Origin of the sequence: Streptomyces deccanensis, assembly GCF_022385335.1 — a bacterium.
GTDB classification, from domain to species: domain Bacteria; phylum Actinomycetota; class Actinomycetes; order Streptomycetales; family Streptomycetaceae; genus Streptomyces; species Streptomyces deccanensis.
The window spans coordinates 113,644-130,016 of the sequence record NZ_CP092431.1 but is presented as its reverse complement, the minus strand read 5'-3'; the positions used below and the strand labels follow the sequence as shown (position 1 = coordinate 130,016).

Annotated in this window: 16 protein-coding genes; 12 read left to right on the top strand and 4 right to left on the bottom strand. The window is 69.5% G+C overall.

Annotated features, from left to right (window positions below):
* The first annotated feature begins 24 nt into the window (after positions 1 to 24).
* From L3078_RS00610 to L3078_RS00595, 4 genes are read left to right on the top strand one after another with little or no spacing between them, the layout of a single operon-like run.
* A complete protein-coding gene (locus L3078_RS00610) occupies positions 25 to 942 on the top strand; it encodes an alpha/beta fold hydrolase (RefSeq protein WP_239749761.1) in 918 nt (305 codons plus the stop codon).
* Between the two features lie 3 nt (positions 943 to 945).
* Positions 946 to 1,272, top strand: a complete 327-nt coding sequence (locus L3078_RS44845; protein WP_420864152.1) for a VOC family protein — start codon at positions 946 to 948, stop codon at positions 1,270 to 1,272.
* Positions 1,233 to 2,909 carry an NAD(P)/FAD-dependent oxidoreductase gene (locus L3078_RS00600; RefSeq protein ID WP_239749756.1) on the top strand — a complete coding sequence of 559 codons (1,677 nt, stop codon included), beginning with the start codon at positions 1,233 to 1,235 and terminating at the stop codon, positions 2,907 to 2,909. Before L3078_RS44845 ends, L3078_RS00600 begins: the two co-directional genes overlap by 40 nt.
* A complete protein-coding gene (locus L3078_RS00595) occupies positions 2,906 to 4,378 on the top strand; it encodes an ATP-binding protein (RefSeq protein ID WP_239749745.1) in 1,473 nt (490 codons plus the stop codon). Before L3078_RS00600 ends, L3078_RS00595 begins: the two co-directional genes overlap by 4 nt.
* Positions 4,379 to 4,872: 494 nt before the next feature.
* Here the strand turns inward: L3078_RS00595 and L3078_RS00590 are convergent, their stop codons facing one another.
* Both L3078_RS00590 and L3078_RS00585 read right to left on the bottom strand, forming a co-directional pair.
* Positions 4,873 to 5,214: a hypothetical protein gene (locus L3078_RS00590; RefSeq protein WP_239749742.1), complete on the bottom strand. Its 342-nt coding sequence runs from the start codon at positions 5,212 to 5,214 to the stop codon at positions 4,873 to 4,875.
* 215 nt (positions 5,215 to 5,429) lie between these two features.
* Positions 5,430 to 6,224 (bottom strand): maleylpyruvate isomerase N-terminal domain-containing protein, encoded by a 795-nt coding sequence (locus tag L3078_RS00585; protein ID WP_239749740.1) that lies wholly within the window; start codon positions 6,222 to 6,224, stop codon positions 5,430 to 5,432.
* A gap of 320 nt (positions 6,225 to 6,544) precedes the next feature.
* Between L3078_RS00585 and L3078_RS00580 the strand changes: the two genes are divergently transcribed.
* The 7 genes from L3078_RS00580 to L3078_RS00550 all read left to right on the top strand — a co-directional run bounded on the left by L3078_RS00580 (position 6,545) and on the right by L3078_RS00550 (position 13,935).
* Complete coding sequence (locus L3078_RS00580; protein WP_239749712.1) at positions 6,545 to 6,664, top strand: alpha/beta fold hydrolase; 120 nt, start codon at positions 6,545 to 6,547, stop codon at positions 6,662 to 6,664.
* A 113-nt stretch (positions 6,665 to 6,777) separates the two neighbouring features.
* Positions 6,778 to 7,500 (top strand): methyltransferase domain-containing protein, encoded by a 723-nt coding sequence (locus tag L3078_RS00575; RefSeq protein ID WP_239760154.1) that lies wholly within the window; start codon positions 6,778 to 6,780, stop codon positions 7,498 to 7,500.
* Positions 7,501 to 8,549: 1,049 nt separating this feature from the next.
* Positions 8,550 to 9,485, top strand: coding sequence for an alpha/beta fold hydrolase (locus tag L3078_RS00570; RefSeq protein ID WP_239749710.1), 936 nt, complete (start codon positions 8,550 to 8,552; stop codon positions 9,483 to 9,485).
* A 40-nt stretch (positions 9,486 to 9,525) separates the two neighbouring features.
* A complete protein-coding gene (locus L3078_RS00565) occupies positions 9,526 to 10,572 on the top strand; it encodes an NAD(P)/FAD-dependent oxidoreductase (protein WP_239749705.1) in 1,047 nt (348 codons plus the stop codon).
* 154 nt (positions 10,573 to 10,726) lie between these two features.
* Positions 10,727 to 11,983 carry an FAD-dependent monooxygenase gene (locus L3078_RS00560; RefSeq protein ID WP_239749702.1) on the top strand — a complete coding sequence of 419 codons (1,257 nt, stop codon included), beginning with the start codon at positions 10,727 to 10,729 and terminating at the stop codon, positions 11,981 to 11,983.
* A 114-nt stretch (positions 11,984 to 12,097) separates the two neighbouring features.
* Positions 12,098 to 13,597 (top strand): MFS transporter, encoded by a 1,500-nt coding sequence (locus L3078_RS00555; protein WP_239749693.1) that lies wholly within the window; start codon positions 12,098 to 12,100, stop codon positions 13,595 to 13,597.
* A 155-nt stretch (positions 13,598 to 13,752) separates the two neighbouring features.
* On the top strand, positions 13,753 to 13,935 hold the full coding sequence (locus tag L3078_RS00550) for a hypothetical protein (RefSeq protein WP_239749691.1): 183 nt from the start codon (positions 13,753 to 13,755) through the stop codon (positions 13,933 to 13,935).
* 105 nt (positions 13,936 to 14,040) lie between these two features.
* Here L3078_RS00550 and L3078_RS00545 read toward each other — a convergent pair whose 3' ends face one another.
* Positions 14,041 to 15,054: an NADP-dependent oxidoreductase gene (locus tag L3078_RS00545; RefSeq protein ID WP_239749681.1), complete on the bottom strand. Its 1,014-nt coding sequence runs from the start codon at positions 15,052 to 15,054 to the stop codon at positions 14,041 to 14,043.
* A 161-nt stretch (positions 15,055 to 15,215) separates the two neighbouring features.
* Here L3078_RS00545 and L3078_RS00540 point away from each other — a divergent pair, with 161 nt between their 5' ends.
* Positions 15,216 to 15,725, top strand: coding sequence for a winged helix-turn-helix transcriptional regulator (locus L3078_RS00540; RefSeq protein WP_239749664.1), 510 nt, complete (start codon positions 15,216 to 15,218; stop codon positions 15,723 to 15,725).
* A 32-nt stretch (positions 15,726 to 15,757) separates the two neighbouring features.
* On the opposite strand, the gene L3078_RS00535 is transcribed toward L3078_RS00540, so the two are convergent.
* The gene (locus L3078_RS00535) at positions 15,758 to 16,357 is read right to left on the bottom strand and encodes a CGNR zinc finger domain-containing protein (RefSeq protein WP_239749653.1); all 600 of its coding nucleotides are present in this window, start codon (positions 16,355 to 16,357) and stop codon (positions 15,758 to 15,760) included.
* Positions 16,358 to 16,373 lie beyond the last annotated feature (16 nt).

Genomic DNA, 16,373 nt, shown 5'->3' with positions numbered 1-16,373 from the left:
CACCCGGCGCCCGAGGAGACGCACATGTCCACATCCAGAGACACCGAAGCAGGCATCGGCGATCTGTCGTCCGACCGCTCTTGGAAAAGGCTGACACCCATGGAATTCGAACACGTCACCTTCGACCTGCCCCACGGCACCTTTCACGCGCTGCAGGGCGGCGACCCCGACGGTCGACCCACGCTCGTCCTGCACGGCTTCCCGGACCATCCGCCGACCGCGCAGCCCTTCCTCGCCGAGCTCGGCCGCCGCGGACGTCACGTCCTCGCACCCTGGCTGCGCGGCTACGCGCCGTCCCCGACCGCGGGGCCGTTCGACTTCGCATCCCTCACCAGCGACGTGCTCGCGCTGATCGACCGCTGGTCTCCCGGGCGAGCCGTTGAGTTGATCGGCCACGACTGGGGCGCCTTCCTCACCTACGATGCCGTCGCCACCGCGCCGGAGCGGATCGAACGCGCGGTCACGCTCGCCATCCCCCACCCACGCACGTTCCTGACCCTGATGCGCCCCGCTCAGCTGCGCCGGAGCTGGCACATGGGGCTATTTCAACTGCCCGGAACCGGCTGGCTGGCCGGCGCCCGCGATCTCGCCCTCATCGACCACCTCTGGCGTCAGTGGTCGCCCGGCCTCTCGCTCGATCCAGCTCTCCGGGCGGAGCTGCACAAGGACCTGCGGGCGAGCATGCCCGCGCCTCTGAAGTACTACCGGCAGATGATGAGACCCAGCATGCTCGGGGTGTTGCGCCGCACGTCTCAGCCGATCACGGTGCCCCTGCTGCAGCTCCACGGTGCCGACGACGGCGGCATCCTCCCCCCGCAGATCGACGACCGGCATCGGTTCGCCGCCGCGCACGCGCTGGAGATCGTCCCCGACGTCGGTCACTTCCTGCACATCGAGGCCCCCGAGGCGATCGCGGAACGGATCGCGGCATGGGCCCAATAGCGGATCACTCGACCCCCGCGGCGAGACCACCCGAATGGGCGTCGCAGGGCCGACCGGCAGGCCGAGGTGGACCAACTGCCGGCCCTCGGGGCGAGGCACGCGGACATCGGCCGGGGAGAGCGGTCCTGGACCACACTGGTGGACCCGGAGGGCAACGAGTCCCGCGTGCTCGGCTCACGGCATCGCCGACCGGAGCGAAGCAGGGCACCGAACATACGATGGCTGAAAAAACGCGGCGCGGCACCGAGCCGGCGCCGACCGGTGATCCGATCACTCGGGGTGGGAGACCTATGGCACAGGCCGCCGAATCGGCGCGAACCGTCATCATGACCGTGGACGACGACCCCGGGGTGTCCCGGGCCGTCGCCCGTGACCTGCGACGGCGCTACGGCCAGTCGTATCGGATCGTGCGCGCGGAGTCCGGTGAGTCCGCGCTGGAGGCGCTGCGGGAGCTGAAGCTGCGCGGTGATCTGGTCGCGGTGATCCTGGCCGACTACCGCATGCCGCAGATGAACGGCATCGAGTTCCTCGAACAGGCCCTGGACCTCTATCCGGGCGCCCGGCGCGTGCTGCTGACCGCGTACGCGGACACCAACGCTGCGATCGACGCGATCAACGTCGTCGACCTCGACCACTACCTCCTCAAGCCCTGGGACCCGCCGGAGGAGAAGCTCTACCCGGTCCTGGACGACCTGCTGGAGGCGTGGCGGTGCAGTGACTTCCGGCCGGTGCCGAGCACCAAGGTGGTCGGACACCGCTGGTCGGCGCGCTCCTCGGACGTACGGGAGTTCCTGGCCCGCAACCAGGTGCCCTACCGCTGGTACTCCTCGGACGAGCCAGAGGGTCAGCGGCTGCTGGCCGCCGCCGGGCAGGACGGGCAGCGGCTGCCGGTGGTGATCACCCCGGACGGCGATCCCCTGGTCGAGCCGGAGGTGCCCGACCTCGCCGCACGCGTGGGTCTCGCCACGACCCCGACCGCCGACTTCTACGACCTGGTCGTCATCGGTGGCGGGCCGGCTGGTCTTGGCGCGGCCGTGTACGGGGCCTCGGAGGGCCTGCGCACGGTGCTCGTGGAGCGGTCGGCGACCGGCGGGCAGGCCGGGCAGAGCTCCCGGATCGAGAACTACCTGGGCTTCCCGGACGGTGTGTCCGGCGCCCAGCTCACCGACCGGGCCCGTCGGCAGGCGACGAAGTTCGGCGCCGAGATCCTCACCGCCCGTGAGGTGGCGGGCCTGGAGGTCAACGGCGCGGCCCGCACCGTACGCTTCTCGGACGGGTCGGCGATCGCGGCGCACAGCGTGATCCTGGCGACCGGTGTGTCGTACCGGAAGCTTCAGGCGCCGGGTGCCGACGAGCTGTCGGGCCGCGGGGTGTTCTACGGGTCCGCGCTCACCGAGGCCGCCGCCTGCCATGGCCACGACGTGTACATCGTCGGCGGCGCCAACTCGGCCGGGCAGGCGGCGATGTACCTGTCCAGGGGAGCCAAGTCGGTCACCCTGCTGGTGCGCGGAGCGGACCTCACCGCGTCGATGTCGCACTACCTGATCCAGCAGATCGCCGAGTCGCCCAACATCTTCGTACGGGCCCACACGGTCGTCGAGGCCGCGCACGGCGACAACGACCTGGAACAGCTGACGCTGCGCGACACGAAGAGCGGGCAGACCGAACGGGTCGACGCGCAGTGGCTGTTCGTGTTCATCGGCGCGGCCCCGCTGACCGACTGGCTGGACGGCACGGTCCTGCGCGACGAGCACGGGTTCATCCTCGCCGGACCCGACCTCACCCCCGACGGGCGGCCACCGGCCAACTGGGAGCTGGACCGGCCGCCCTACCACCTGGAGACCAACATTCCCGGCGTGTTCGTCGCCGGGGACGCCCGCGCCGAGTCGGCGAAGCGGGTCGCGTCCGCCGTCGGAGAGGGAGCCATGGCCGTGATGCTCGTACACCGGTACCTGGAGCAGTCATGAGCGGGCAGCCGATGCCGTGCAGCCCGGCGGAGATCAGCTCGCTGTTCCTCTTCGAGAAGCTCAGCGCCGAGCAGCTCGACAGACTGTGCACCGAGGGTCGGGTCGAACTGTTCGACCCCGGGCCGGTGTTCACCGAAGGTGACCCGGCGACCTGCTTCTACGTGATGATCGAGGGCACGCTCGTCATGTCGCGCCGGGTGGGCAGCGACGACATCGAGGTGAGCCGCACGTCCCAGCCAGGGGTGTACGCGGGGGCCGTGATGGCGTATCTCTGGGACGGGAAACCGCATCGGTACATGAACTCGTTGCGGGTGTCGGAGCCGACACGGTTCTTCGTCCTGCCCGCCCAGTCGTTCGCGAACTTCATGAACGAGTGGTTTCCGATGGCGGTCCATCTCCTGGAGGGGCTCGCCCTCGGTTCGCAGACCTTTCAGCGGGCCGTCGGGCAGCGCGAACGGCTGCTGGCGCTCGGTTCGCTGTCCGCAGGCCTCACCCATGAGCTCAACAACCCGGCCGCGGCGGCCGCACGAGCCTCCTCGTCGCTCAGGGACCGGGTCGCGCACATGCGCGACAAGCTCAGCGCCATCGCCTCGGACCCCGACCACGGCGACGCCTTGAAGGCCTTGGTCGACCTCCAGGAGCGTACGGCCGAGCGGGTCTCCAAGGCGCCGGCGCTGAGCCCCCTCGAAGCGTCCGACCGCGAGGACGAACTCGCCGACTGGCTGGACGACCACGGTGTCCCGAACGGCTGGCAGATCGCGCCGACCTTCGTGCAGGGCGGTCTCGACGTCGACTGGCTGGAGCAGATCGCGGCGGCCGTCGACGAGCAGGAGATCCTGCCCAGCGCCATCGAGTGTCTCAACTACACGGTCGAGGCTGAGCTGTTGATGTCCGAGATCCAGGACTCCACCACCCGTATCTCGCACCTCGTCGACGCCGCCAAGCAGTACTCACAGCTGGACCGCGCGCCCTACCAGGTCGCCGATGTGCACGAACTCCTCGACAGCACGCTGCTGATGCTGTCGGGCAAGATCGGTCCACAGGTCAAGGTCGTGAAGGAGTACGACCGTTCGGTGCCGAGGATTCCGGCCTACCCCGCCGAGCTGAACCAGGTGTGGACCAACCTGATCGACAACGCGGTCTCCGCCATCAAGAGCGCGGGCGGCGAAGGGACGTTGACCGTACGCACCGCTGTGGTGCACGACCGGTTGCTGGTGGAGTTCCGCGACACGGGCCCGGGAGTGCCGGCCGAGATCCGCGGCCGGATCTTCGACCCGTTCTTCACCACCAAGCCGGTGGGCGAGGGCACGGGACTGGGGCTCGACATCTCCTGGCGGATCGTCGTCAACAAGCACCACGGTGACCTGAAAGTCGAGTCCGTACCCGGCGACACCCGCTTCCAGGTGCTGCTCCCCCTCACCGCCACCGACCCCCATACCGTCCCCGGCCCGGCCCAGGAGCCCTCATGACCAAGGGCACCGGAATCGACGCCAGCGTCCCGCCCAGCGGGGCCGGGACGACGGGCTGACCCGTCTCGCCGGTGTGCTGGGCCGGCCCCGTGTCCGCGAGGCCCGTGCCGCGCTCATCGCCGGGGACGCCGGGGTGTGCGCGGCGGGCCGGACACCCCCGACGACGTCGGCATGAAACCCACGCACTACGCCGTCCACGTCGGCCTGGGTGCACGGTCGCCGCGCAGGACACGGTGTTCCACGTCAGCGATCCCGCCTCCTACGGGAGACCCCGCACGAGGACGACGCTTGCGAGTTCCTGGCGACCCTCCTCGCCATGTGGGTTGCTGGTCGAGGGGCGGTCATGCACTGGCCGCCCTGCAAGAAGCCCGGGCGCGCCACCGCACGCGAAATCGCCTGACTGCAAGCCGCCGACACACGCGACGGCATACCAGCGTCCCGCGCGGGCGGGCGCGACCTGCCCTGCCTGGTCCTGGACCTCGACGCCACGCTAATCACCTGCCACTCCGGGAAGGAGCAGGCAAGCTGCCGCCTACAGCGCGGCTTCGGCTACCGGGACCCGAGGACCCGGGAGGACCGATGTCGGCGAGAAGACGCCAGGCGGTGGGTGTGGCGGCGACCGGGCCGAACACCTCGCGCTGGTCACGCAGGACAGCGAGGTCAGTGACGGTCTCGCCGCCGTCGGTGATCATCACGGCCAGGTCGACCGCCACCCGGCCGGGGCCGTGCCCCGTGCCGCGCGGCCGCAGCCGACGCAACGCGTTGGTGAAGGCGCTGGTCAGCCCGGCGACGTCGACCAGATCGGCCAGCAGACGGGATCCGGCATGGCCGGCCAACCCGCGACCGTCGGCCGAGACGACAAGTCGCGGACATGACCCGGTAGTGCGCACGCGGAAAGCGCCTTCCCCCGCGAGACGACAGAAGCCTTGGACAAGCCCTGTCGTCCCAGGTCAGAAGGCACTTTCGCTGTGCCGCTCATGCTGCGGACACGACCCCGAGTGAAGCGGGCGGGCCCGGGCGTGTTCCCGTGCCCGTTGCCTCACCGCCGGGCTCAGAACCCGGGGAAGACCCTGCGCAGGTCGTCGAGGGTGACGGTGTCGCCGGTGAGGGTCACGGAGGACGGGGTGTGGGCGGGGGCGTGCCGGCCGGCGACGAGTCGCAGCCACCACTCGGCGGGGGCCGTCAGCACGGCGTCGGCGTGCTCGGGTTCCCCGGTGAGCGCGACCGTCTCGCCGACCGAGAGACCGAAGGCGCGCTCTGGTGCGGTGGTGCGCACCGCGACGGTGACGGGGCGGTTCTCCAGGGCGTCCGCCTTGCCGATGAAGCCCAGCATCATGCCGGCCTGGTCGAGAAGCGGCGCGGTCGCGGCGGACGCCAGGGTCGCCGACGGGTCGAAGGTCACCTCGACGTCCCACGAGTGGTGGGCGAGCTCACCGAGCCGGAGCCCCGCCGCGGTCGCGACGTCCACCGGCGCGGGCAGGAAGCCGAGGTCGATCCGGAGGTCGCTGCGGGCCCCCGCGTCGAGGCTCTCGTAGCACTCGACCAGCGCCTGGTTGGCGGTGACGAAGCCTTCGGCGCGCTCGGCCGGGGTCATCGCGTTCCAGCGGGCCCACACCGACTTGTTGAAGTCGCCGTCGGGGGCACCCGTACCGCCCGTCGCGCCCTCCAGTACGGCCAGGCCTATTTCGGCGCCGCTGCCCAGATGGCCGAGCACCTGGGAGACGTCCCACTCCGACGCGCCGGACGGGCGGGTGAGATCGGCCGCGGTGAGTCTGTGCACCACAGCGGCGAGGTGGTCGTGCCCGCTGCGCAGGGCGTCGATGATCCGATCTGCGGCTTCAGTCATGTTCTTTTCCTCGATGAAGGCCCGTGAGCTCAGGATGGTTGTGTACTGAACAGCCGGAAACCTAGGCAATTCTGTACTGAGTTGTCAAGAAGGGGGGGTCGGCTTTACCTTCTGCATGTGGCGAGACCGCGAAGCTTCGACCGCGACCACGTCCTCCATGCCGCCGAGCGGCAGTTCCGTGCCTCGGACTGTCATCCGCGTGTTGACAACTCGGTACAGAACCGCCTAGGTTTCTGACTGTTCAGTACATAACCGTCCTGAACTCACCGGACAGGCTGCGTGCACGTCTGGCGCCACCCCCGTCCCGTCGCTCTACCTCCATGGACGACCTGTTCACGAACGGCTTCGAACGCCTCGTCATACCCGACGCAGGTCACTTCCTGAACCTCGAACAGCCCAAGACGGTCGCCGACCACATCCTCGGCTTCCTGAACGGCTGACCCCTCCAGCACCCAGAACTCGAAGGGTTGACCGAACCATGACTGACAAGGAAAGGCAGGAGACCATGGCTGTGACGACTCCTTTCATGGAAAAGCACCGCGGCACCGAGGCCATGCTGGCCGTCCTCGACGCGATGGACCAGATGCCGAGCGCCGGCCTGCTGCGGGCCCGCTCCTACGAACTGCTGTCTCTTGTCCCGGGCTCGTCTGTCGTGGACGTCGGCTGCGGTGCCGGGCGGGCCGTCGCCGAGCTGGCCGAGCGTGGCGTCCACGCGGTGGGCGTGGATCCCGATCCGTGGATCCTGGCCGAGGCCCGGAAACGGTGGCCGGGGGCCGAGTTCCGGGAAGCGGGGGCGGAGGATCTGCCGTTCGCCGACGGAAGTGTGCGCGGCTACCGTGCCGACAAGGTCTTCCATTTTCTTCAGGAGCCGTGGCGCGCGGTGGCGGAAGCACGGCGCGTCCTCTGCCCGGGCGGCAGGATCGCCCTGATCGGGCAGGACTGGGACGCCATCATGATCGACTCTGATGACGCGGCGCTCACCCGCACGATCGTGCACGCCCGCGCCGACCTCCTGGGCGCGCCCCGCGCCGCCCGCCAGTACCGCAACCTGCTCCTGGACGGCGGCTTCCACGACGTCACCGTCGAGGTGCACACCAGCGTGTTCACCGATCCCGCGATGTTGTCGCTGCTCACCGGGCTCGCCGAGTCGGCCTGCACGAGCGGTGCCGTCGGCCGTGACCAGGCCGATGAGTGGCTCGCCGAACAGCGCCGACGCGCCGAGGCCGACCGCTTCCTCATCGCCTTTCCGTACTTCGTGGCTGCCGCCTCCGCCTAGAGAGCAGATGGAGCACGGGCTGCGGGGATCCGCTCGACCGGGGGACGGTGACCACGCTTGTCAGGCGCTCGTGGCCGATGCGGGTTTCCTTGGCCGGCCGGGGGTGGCCCTTTCCATGCGAGACGCCTGGTCATGAGGGTTGGGCAGCGACGACATCGAGGTGAGCCGCACGTCCCAGCCGGGGGTGTACGCGGGGGCCGTGATGCGTACCGGCTGCTCACCTGGGCTCGTCAGGGCTCCTCTGTGCCGCAGAACTTGGGGCGCCGTTAACGAGCGGCGAACCAGGTGACATGTAACCCCTGCAGTAAGGTCCGGAGCCGGATCTTCCCCGTCGGACTCGTCGCGGCCCTCATCCTGCCCCGGGGCCCCTCGTGCGGTGCGGCGGCAGCGGGATCACGCATCCTCCCCTTGCTGTCGGGCCTGCGCGATCAGCGCGGCCGCGACGTCGTTCGCCTGGCCATCGGTCTGTTCGACGACCGTGCCCACCGCGTTGGAGTGCCGCCCGTGACCTGCTGCTGGAGGCGTTTCATCAGGTCGGGGTCGAGTGTCGCTGCCGGGCCCGGCGAGGTCCACCGGGTCGGCCGGCGCGGGGCGGTGACCTCGGGCCCGGCCGGTGCCGTTCTCCTCGATTTCGGCGAGCGCGCAAGACCGACCTTCCGTACTTGACAACTCAGTACAGAACCGCATAGGTTTCTGACTGTTCAGTCCACAACGGTCCTGAGCCCGCCGGACAGGGTGCATGCAGCCTTGCGCGATCGAGGGCAACCCATGCCTTCGAACTCCTCCGCGCCGCCCGGCGTCGCGATGCCTTCCGGGCCGGCAAGGCCCGGTCTGATCCTCGCGCTCCTGGCGACGGCGAGTTTCGTCGCCGGACTGGATCCGTACATCACGAACGTCCCCAGCGAACCGGAGCCGGACTCTCCACTCGGTGCACAGCCACCGTCGTGACCACTCACCGGCACTGACCCCGGCTTCAGACAGCCGTACCTGCCACTTGGTCCGGGCTTGCCGGACCGCGACGCCGCGAAGGCGGCCCGGAGGTTGAACTCATGACACAGGTGACCCAGCAACCGCCCTCTGGCGAGGACTCCCCGGCCGAGGGGTCCCAGGCGAGCGACCGCGTCCGTCGTCGGACGGTTCAGGCAGGCGGACTGGAGGTTCCGATCCTTGAGGCCGGCAGCGGGCCGCTCGTGGTGCTCCTCCACGGGTTTCCCGACCATGCCGCCAGCTGGACAGGGACTCTCGACCGCCTTGCGCAGGAAGGATATTGGGCGGTCGCGCCCGCACAGCGCGGATACTGGCCCGGCGGCGCGGCCCCCGACGGCTCCTACCGCATTGCCTCGACCGGCCAGGACGTCCTGGACCTGATTGAAGCGCTCGGGCGCGAGCAGGCGGATCTCATCGGCCACGACTTCGGCGCCGCGGCGGCGTACGCGGCAGCGAGCCTCGACGCCAGGCGCGTCCGCAAGTTGGTCACCTTGGCGGTTCCCCATGGCCGTCAACTGCTGAACGCACTGGTCGCCGACGGTGACCAGCAGCGACGCAGCTGGTACATGTTCTTCTTCCAGACGGCCATGGCGGAAGCGGCCGTCGAGCACGACGACTTCGCCTTCATCGACCGGCTCTGGCGGGAATGGTCACCCGGCTACGAGCTGCCGGACGCGGACCGTGCCGCGCTCAAGGAAACCCTGGGTGCTCCAGGAGTCCTGACCGAAATCCTGGGCTACTACCGCCAGTTGTTCACGCCCCCCGCGGACGAGGCGACCCAAGCCCTGCAAGCCCGGGCCTTCGGCGCCATCACCGTCCCGTCGCTCTACCTCCACGGCGCCGACGACAACTGCATGACCGTGGAGTTGAGCGACGGCATGGACGACCTGTTCACGAACGGCTTCGAACGCGTCGTCATACCCGGCGCAGGGCACTTCCTGCACCTCGAACAGCCCAAGACGGTCGCCGACCACATCCTCGGCTTCCTGAACAGCTGACCCCCTCCACCCACCCAGAACTCGAAGGACTGACCGAACCATGAACGACAAGGAAACGCAGAAGACCACGGTTGTGACGACGCCTGCGGACGTGAGCGACGCACTGGCCGAGGGGACCGTCGACGCGGTGGTGATCGGCGGGGGCGCCGCGGGGCTGAACGGTGCACTGATCCTCGCCCGCTCCCGCCGCTCGGTCGTCGTGATCGACAGCGGCTCTCCGCGCAACGCGCCCGCCGAGGCCGTGCACGGCCTCCTCGCCCTGGACGGCACCCCGCCGTCCGAGATTCTTCGACGGGGCCGGGAGCAGGTGCGCCAGTACGGCGGACGCGTCGTCCACGGCCAGGTGGTCTCGGCCGAGCCCGCAGCCCCGTCGGCGGACGGGGACCTGCGGTTCACCGTCGCCCTGGCCGACGGCCGCCACATCACCGCCCGCCGCGTCCTGGTGGCCACCGGCGTGAAGGATGTGCTGCCGGAAGTGCCCGGGCTCGCCGAGCACTGGGGAGACAGTGTGGTGCACTGCCCGTACTGCCACGGCTGGGAGGTACGCGACGAGCCCATCGGCATCCTCGCCACCGGCCCCGCCTCCATCGGCCACGCGTTGTTGTTCCGTCAGCTGACCGAGGACCTGACCTACTTCACCCACGGCACCGACCTGGACGAGGACAGCCGCGCCCGCTTCGCCGCCCGCGGCATCCGCGTCATCGACACCCCGGTCACCGAGGTCGTCGACGACAAGGACGGTGCCCTCGCCGGGGTGCGCCTGGCCGACGGCCAGGTCGTGGCCCGCCGCGTCCTCGCGGTCGGCCCGCAGATGCAGGCCCGCACCCAGGGCCTGGAGGGCCTGGGCCTGCCGGTGCGGGACCTGCCGAACATCGGCCACGGTTTCGCCTCCGGCCCGGCCGGCACGACCGAGGTGCCGGGTGTGTGGGTGGCCGGCAACGTCACCGATCCGGTCGCCCAGGTCGGGGCCTCCGCCGCGGCCGGCGCCCTGGCCGGCGCCAACATCAACAGCAGCCTGGCCATCGCGGACACCGACGCGGCCCTCCAGAGGATCGCCGAGGAAAGCCCCACAGCGGCCACACGATGACCTCGAAGCCCTGAAATCTCAGATCGGTTTCCAGACGGTTCTCAGTCATGCCCGCAAGCAGGCAGCACGAGCGTCGCACGCCCCCACGACTTCCTCGCCGGCCTCGACGACTTCGCATCCTCGGCTTCCTGAACGGCCGACCCACCCCAACCACATGAAGGACACGACAGTGTCGGAACGCAATCCCATGGACAAGAACACGACATCGCGACAGCGGGCCCTGGTGGTCGGCCTCGGGATCAGCGGGATCGCCTCCGCGCTGCGACTGCATCGCGCGGGCTGGGAGGTGGTGGTACTGGAAAAGGCCCCCGAGCGGCGCCGCGGCGGATACTTCATCGCCCTGTTCGGGACCGGGCTCGCCGCCGCCGAACGGCTGGGCTTCGCCGACGCGGTGCCGAATCGCTTCGCTCCGGAAGGCGTGAGCTACGCCGTCGACCGCACGGGCCGGCGCCGCCGCGGTGTGAGCTACGCCGATGTGTTCGGCGGGTCTCGGATGGTTGTGCGGGGTGACATCGAAGAGGCGGCCTTCACCGCCCTGCCCGACGAGGTAGAGATCCGGTACTCGACCGTGCCGATCGCGCTGGACCAGTATCTCGACGGGGTGGACGTCGAGATCCGCGATCTGACGACAGAGACGACGACCGTCGAACGGTTCGACCTGGTGGTCGGGGCAGACGGACTGCGCTCGACCGTGCGCCGGCTCGCGTTCGAGCCCGAGCAGAGCCCGATCCGTCGGCTGAACTACATGATCGCCGTGTACAGACTGCCCGAGCCGATACCCGGCTACCGCCCACAGGACGGGCTGAGCATGATCGAGGCGGGCCGATCGGTGTGGGTGTTCTCGTTCGCCGATCGTCCACCGTCGGTGATGTTCTCCTACCGCACCGACGACGTGGACGCCGAGTTCACCCGGCCGGCCATCGACTCGCTGCGCGCCGCCTACGGCCCCCAGCCCACCGGCTCCACGCTCGGTTGGCTGCTCGACCAGTTCGAGAAGGCCCCGGACCACCTGTTCGACTCCGCCGAGCAGGTGCACCTCGACCACTGGCACCGCGGCCGAGTCGTGCTCGTCGGCGACGCCGCGTGGTGCCTGACCGTCTACTCCGCCATGGGGGCATCCACCGGCCTTGCCGGGGCGGACCTGCTCGGCACCCTGCTGGAACGCCACCCCCACGACGTGCCACGAGCACTGCGGGAATGGGAGGACCAACTACGCCCGTTCATCGCCCACCATCTCGGCAGCGCTGTGAGCCAGCGCAGTTTCTTCACCCCAGGCAACCGCGCCGAGTTGCTGCTTCGGTCCGTGATGCTCCGCCTCGCCCGGCTGCCGATCGCCGGCCGGCTGCTCGCCAAGACGAGGGCCGACAGTACGCGGATGAAAAGTCTGGATATCGCCGCCGCTGCGGCGTGACTGGACTCTTCGCGGCACGTGCTCAACGCCACCGATCCGCAAGCCCCACAGCGGCCACACGATGATCTCGAACCCTGGAAACCCTTCAGCCATGCCCAACAAGCAAGGAAAAAAATGAGTACCACCATCGACCGCGGAGCGCCCGACTCCGGGAAGACAGACTCGGGCCTTCGCGGCTCCCACGCCGTGCGCTGGTGGGTGCTGGCGGTCATAGGCCTGGCGCAGCTCATGGTCATGCTCGACGCCACCGTCGTGAACATCGCGCTGCCCGAGGCCCAGCAGGACCTCGGCTTCAGTGACGGCAGTCGGCAGTGGGTCATCACGGGATACGCGCTGGCGTTCGGCAGCCTGTTGCTGCTCGGCGGTCGACTCGGTGACCTGTTGGGCCGACGCACCCTCTTCGTGATCGGCTTGGCGGGTTTCGGGGTCGCGTCCGTCGTCGGCGGCGCGGCCGGCAGCTTCGAGATCCTCGTCGCGGCACGCGTGGCCCAGGGCCTCTTCGCCGCGCTGCTCGCGCCCGCGGCCCTCTCCCTGCTCAGCGTGACCTTCACCGAACCGTCCGAGAGGGCGAAGGCGTTCGGCATCTTCAGTGCGCTGGGCGGTGCGGGCGGTGCGGTCGGGCTGCTGGTCGGCGGCATGCTCACCGAATGGGCGTCCTGGCGCTGGGTGATGTACGTGAACGTCGTCTTCGCGGTTCCCGCCCTGATCGGTGCGTTGCTGCTGCTGGCCAAGCCCGTGATCACCAAGAAGCCCCAACTCGATATTCCGGGCGTCGTCGTGGTGAGCGCCGCGCTGTTCGCCGTCGTCTACGGGTTCGCGCACGTAGAGTCCACGAGCTGGACCGACCCGGTCGCCCTCGGCTCCATGATCGTCGGCGCGGTGCTGCTCGCGGTGTTCGTCTGGCTGGAGGCCAGGGTCGCGCATCCGCTGCTGCCGCTGCGCGTCGTGCTGGACCGGACCCGCGGTGGTTCGTTCGCGGCGGTGTTCGTCATCGGCATGGGGATGTTCTCGATCTTCCTGTTCCTGACCTACTACTTCGCGGCCAGCCTCGGCTACTCGCCGATCAAGACCGGTCTGGTGTACCTGCCGATGGTCGCGGCCGTCGTCGTCTCGTCGACCACCATGCCGGTGCTGGTGCTGCCCAGGGTCGGCCCGAAGATCGTGATCACCACCGGCTTCCTGGTCGCCGCGGCCGGTATGGCCATGCTGACCCGGCTCGAGCTGGACAGCACCTACGCCGCCGACATCATGCCGGGCATGATCCTGATGGGTCTCGGCATCGGCGCGGTGATGACCACCGCGTTCCAGGGGGCGACCTCAGGCCTGCATCACGAGGATTCGGGCGTCGCCTCGGCACTGATCAACACAGGCCAGCAGGTGGGCGGCTCGATCAGTACAGCGCTGCTGACCACCATTGCCTCATCGGCCGCCACCGACTACCTGACGTCGCACAAGCCCAGCGCGCTGGCCGCGGCGCAGGCCGGCGTCGAGGGCTACACGGCCACCCTCGCGTGGGGATCCGGGTTCTTCGTGGTCGGTGCGGTGATCGCGGCGCTCCTGATCCCGAACCGGGCTCTGGAGCCGTCCGAGGGCGAGCCCGTGATGGCCCACTGAGCCTGAGTCCCACTATGGAGATGCCCTGCTACCTGCGATGACTGTAGTTCTCAGGTACACGAGTCAGCGCAGGAAGCAGGGCACTACGGACTGCGGGCCGCCAAGGCCAAGGCAACAAGGGCGGGCGCAGCCCCGCCTCGCGGCCGACAGGACCGATGCCGAGCGCACCGCGTACCGCGTACCTGGGAGGCCGGTTCATCACCGACCTTGCCCGCGCGCAAGGTGGCCACACCCTGCGCGTCAGCGCCACGCACACGGTCCACCGCCAGTTCCTCGATCACTGCCGGCCCCTCTACGAGACCCGTGTTATCGCTCTCGTGACCGGCACCCTGCGCTGAGCGTGCTCCTGGAGGTATGGCCCGCCGTCGCTCCTGCTACGTCTGCGACCGCGGCTCTCCGGGTCCGTGGTGCCCTATGGATCGCGGCGTTGCGGCCGCGCGGTTTCACTCGCTGTCGGGCGCCATGGAGATCACGACCTTGCCGGCCTTGGTGCGGCCCTGTTCGACGTAGGCCATCGCTTCGAGGGTCTGGTCGAAGGGGAAGGTGGTGTCGATGACCGGGCGGAGTTTTCCGCTGTCGTAGAGGGCGCCGAGTTCGCGTAGCTGGGAGCCGTTGGCCTGCATGAAGAGGAACTCGTAGCGCACGCCCAGCGCCTTGGCCTGCTTGCGGATCTTGCGGCTGAGGGTGTTCATGACCAGGCCCAGGACGGCAGGGGCGCCGAGCTGCTTGGCGAAACCGGCGTCCGGCGGGCCGACGACGCTGATGGCCAGGCCGCCGGGCTTCAGAACGGTCAGTGACTTCTCGAGGTTCGCTCCGCCCAGGGAGTCCAGCACCAGGTCGTAGTCCGAGAGGGCTTGGGAGAAGTCCTCCTTGGTGTAGTCGACGACGATGTCGGCGCCCAGGCTCCTGACCAGCTCCTCGGACCTGGTGTTCGCGGTCGTCGCCACCGTGGCGCCTAGGTGCTTGGCGAGCTGGATGACCGTGGACCCGAGACCGCCGGCGCCGGCGTGGACGAGCACCTTCTGCCCCGGCTTCACGTGCGCGCGTTCGACGAGGATCTGCCAGGCGGTCAGGGCCACCAGCGGCACCGCGGCCGCCTCCTCCAGGGAGAGTGAGGCCGGCTTGGGGGCGACATCGTCGGCGTCGATCGCGATGAACTCCGCGAAGCCTCCCACGCGCAGGTCGCGCGGGCGGGCGTAGACCTCGTCGCCGACCTTGAAGCCGTGCACGGCGGAACCGACCCGCGTGACGACGCCGGCCACGTCGTGGCCGAGCACGAACGGGCGCTTGTACTTCAGGATCTGCTTGAACTCCCCGTTGCGGACCATCTTGTCGAGCGGGTTGACGCTGGCGGCGCTCACTTTGACCAGGACGTCGCGGGCGCCGACGGTGGGCTCGGGTACGTCTGCGGCGCGGACGCCGTCCTTGCCGTACTTCTCGACGACGAAGGCCTTCATGTCGGCCGCCTCTCTGCGCGGGTGTTTCGGTGGCTGATGCGATTCTTCGGGCGGGTCCCCCTGCGCGCCCGTTGCTCGCGTGCGGCCGGGTTGATGTGCCGACCACGACGCTACTGGCTGAGTATGGAAAAGTAAACTCAGGTGAGGTTAGAATCATCCCCATGGATGCAACGACCGAAGCTCTGCGGGACGCCGGCGCGGACCCCCGTCTCGACCGGGACACGTCGAACTGCTCGATCGGCCGGACCCTCGAGGTCGTGGGCGAGAAGTGGACGATTTTGATCCTGCGCGAGGTCTACTATGGCTCGTCCCGTTTCGGCGAGTTCGAACGCGTCCTCGGCTGTCCCCGCAACCTCCTCGCGGCGCGGCTCAAGATGCTCGTGGAGGAAGGGATCCTGGCCACCGAGACCTACAAGGAGCCGGGCTCGCGAGGCCGGCCGAAGTACGTGATCACGCCGAAAGGTGCGGATCTGGTTCCGGCGGTGATGGGACTCCTGCAGTGGGGCGACCGCTACCGCGCCGACCCGGAGGGCCCGGCCATGCTGTCCCGGCACCGCGGCTGCGGCGCACACGTCGACGCCCAGATCCGCTGCGACCGGGGCCACACCGTCCAGCCGAAAGACATCGAGAGCGTCCCCGGCCCGGCCTTTCGCCTGCGGTCCGCCGAGTGAACTGAGCGCGGCAGCGGCCGGGGGCTGAGGGCTCAGTCTCCCGGGATGTCCTCACTCCGTCTGGCCCGCGCCTGGTGGAGGCGGACCTTCGTGCGGTTGCCGCAGCGGGACATGGAGCACCAGCGGCGGTTGCGGGCAGGGGAGCGGTCCACGAAGCGCAGGGCGCATTCGTCCGCGCCGCAGACCCGTACCCGCCGGATCTCGGCGGACAGGAGCAGTTCGACGGCGTCCTGGGCGATCAGCGCCAGGGCGGCTGACGCATCGGTGACGATGCCCGCGGTTCCGGCGGGCTCCAGGCGCCCCGCCGTCACGGCGATCTGCAAGGCGGGTCGAGGAGCCCCCGCTGCTGATCGGTTGAGCACGGTGATGTCGCCGGACAAGGGCAGTCGGTTGTCGGCGACCGCGAGTACGGCCCGGTCGACCGTCTCGCGCAGTCGTCGACCCGACGCGAGGGCAGCTGCGGGGGCCGGGATGTCAGGTGCGAGCAGTCCGGCCCGCTGAAGCCAGAGAGTCAGGTCGCCCGGATCGCGGAGCGTCTCCTCCGGCGCGGTTCGCCACCGGTGGCGGAGGGTGTTGGCGAAGTCCAGGCAGACCCGCCCGCCGTCCCAGATCCACATGTCGTCCGTTGCCACGCCTCCATTCTGCACG

Coding starts and splice junctions, on each gene's coding strand:
- L3078_RS00565 (WP_239749705.1), top strand. CDS start 9,526: ATGAACGACAAGGAAACGCAGAAGACCACGGTTGTGACGACGCCTGCG.
- L3078_RS00585 (WP_239749740.1), bottom strand. CDS start 6,224: ATGACTGAAGCCGCAGATCGGATCATCGACGCCCTGCGCAGCGGGCAC.
- L3078_RS00575 (WP_239760154.1), top strand. CDS start 6,778: ATGCTGGCCGTCCTCGACGCGATGGACCAGATGCCGAGCGCCGGCCTG.
- L3078_RS00580 (WP_239749712.1), top strand. CDS start 6,545: ATGGACGACCTGTTCACGAACGGCTTCGAACGCCTCGTCATACCCGAC.
- L3078_RS00595 (WP_239749745.1), top strand. CDS start 2,906: ATGAGCGGGCAGCCGATGCCGTGCAGCCCGGCGGAGATCAGCTCGCTG.
- L3078_RS00550 (WP_239749691.1), top strand. CDS start 13,753: ATGCCGAGCGCACCGCGTACCGCGTACCTGGGAGGCCGGTTCATCACC.
- L3078_RS00560 (WP_239749702.1), top strand. CDS start 10,727: ATGAAGGACACGACAGTGTCGGAACGCAATCCCATGGACAAGAACACG.
- L3078_RS00555 (WP_239749693.1), top strand. CDS start 12,098: ATGAGTACCACCATCGACCGCGGAGCGCCCGACTCCGGGAAGACAGAC.
- L3078_RS00600 (WP_239749756.1), top strand. CDS start 1,233: ATGGCACAGGCCGCCGAATCGGCGCGAACCGTCATCATGACCGTGGAC.
- L3078_RS00545 (WP_239749681.1), bottom strand. CDS start 15,054: ATGAAGGCCTTCGTCGTCGAGAAGTACGGCAAGGACGGCGTCCGCGCC.
- L3078_RS00570 (WP_239749710.1), top strand. CDS start 8,550: ATGACACAGGTGACCCAGCAACCGCCCTCTGGCGAGGACTCCCCGGCC.
- L3078_RS00610 (WP_239749761.1), top strand. CDS start 25: ATGTCCACATCCAGAGACACCGAAGCAGGCATCGGCGATCTGTCGTCC.
- L3078_RS00540 (WP_239749664.1), top strand. CDS start 15,216: ATGGATGCAACGACCGAAGCTCTGCGGGACGCCGGCGCGGACCCCCGT.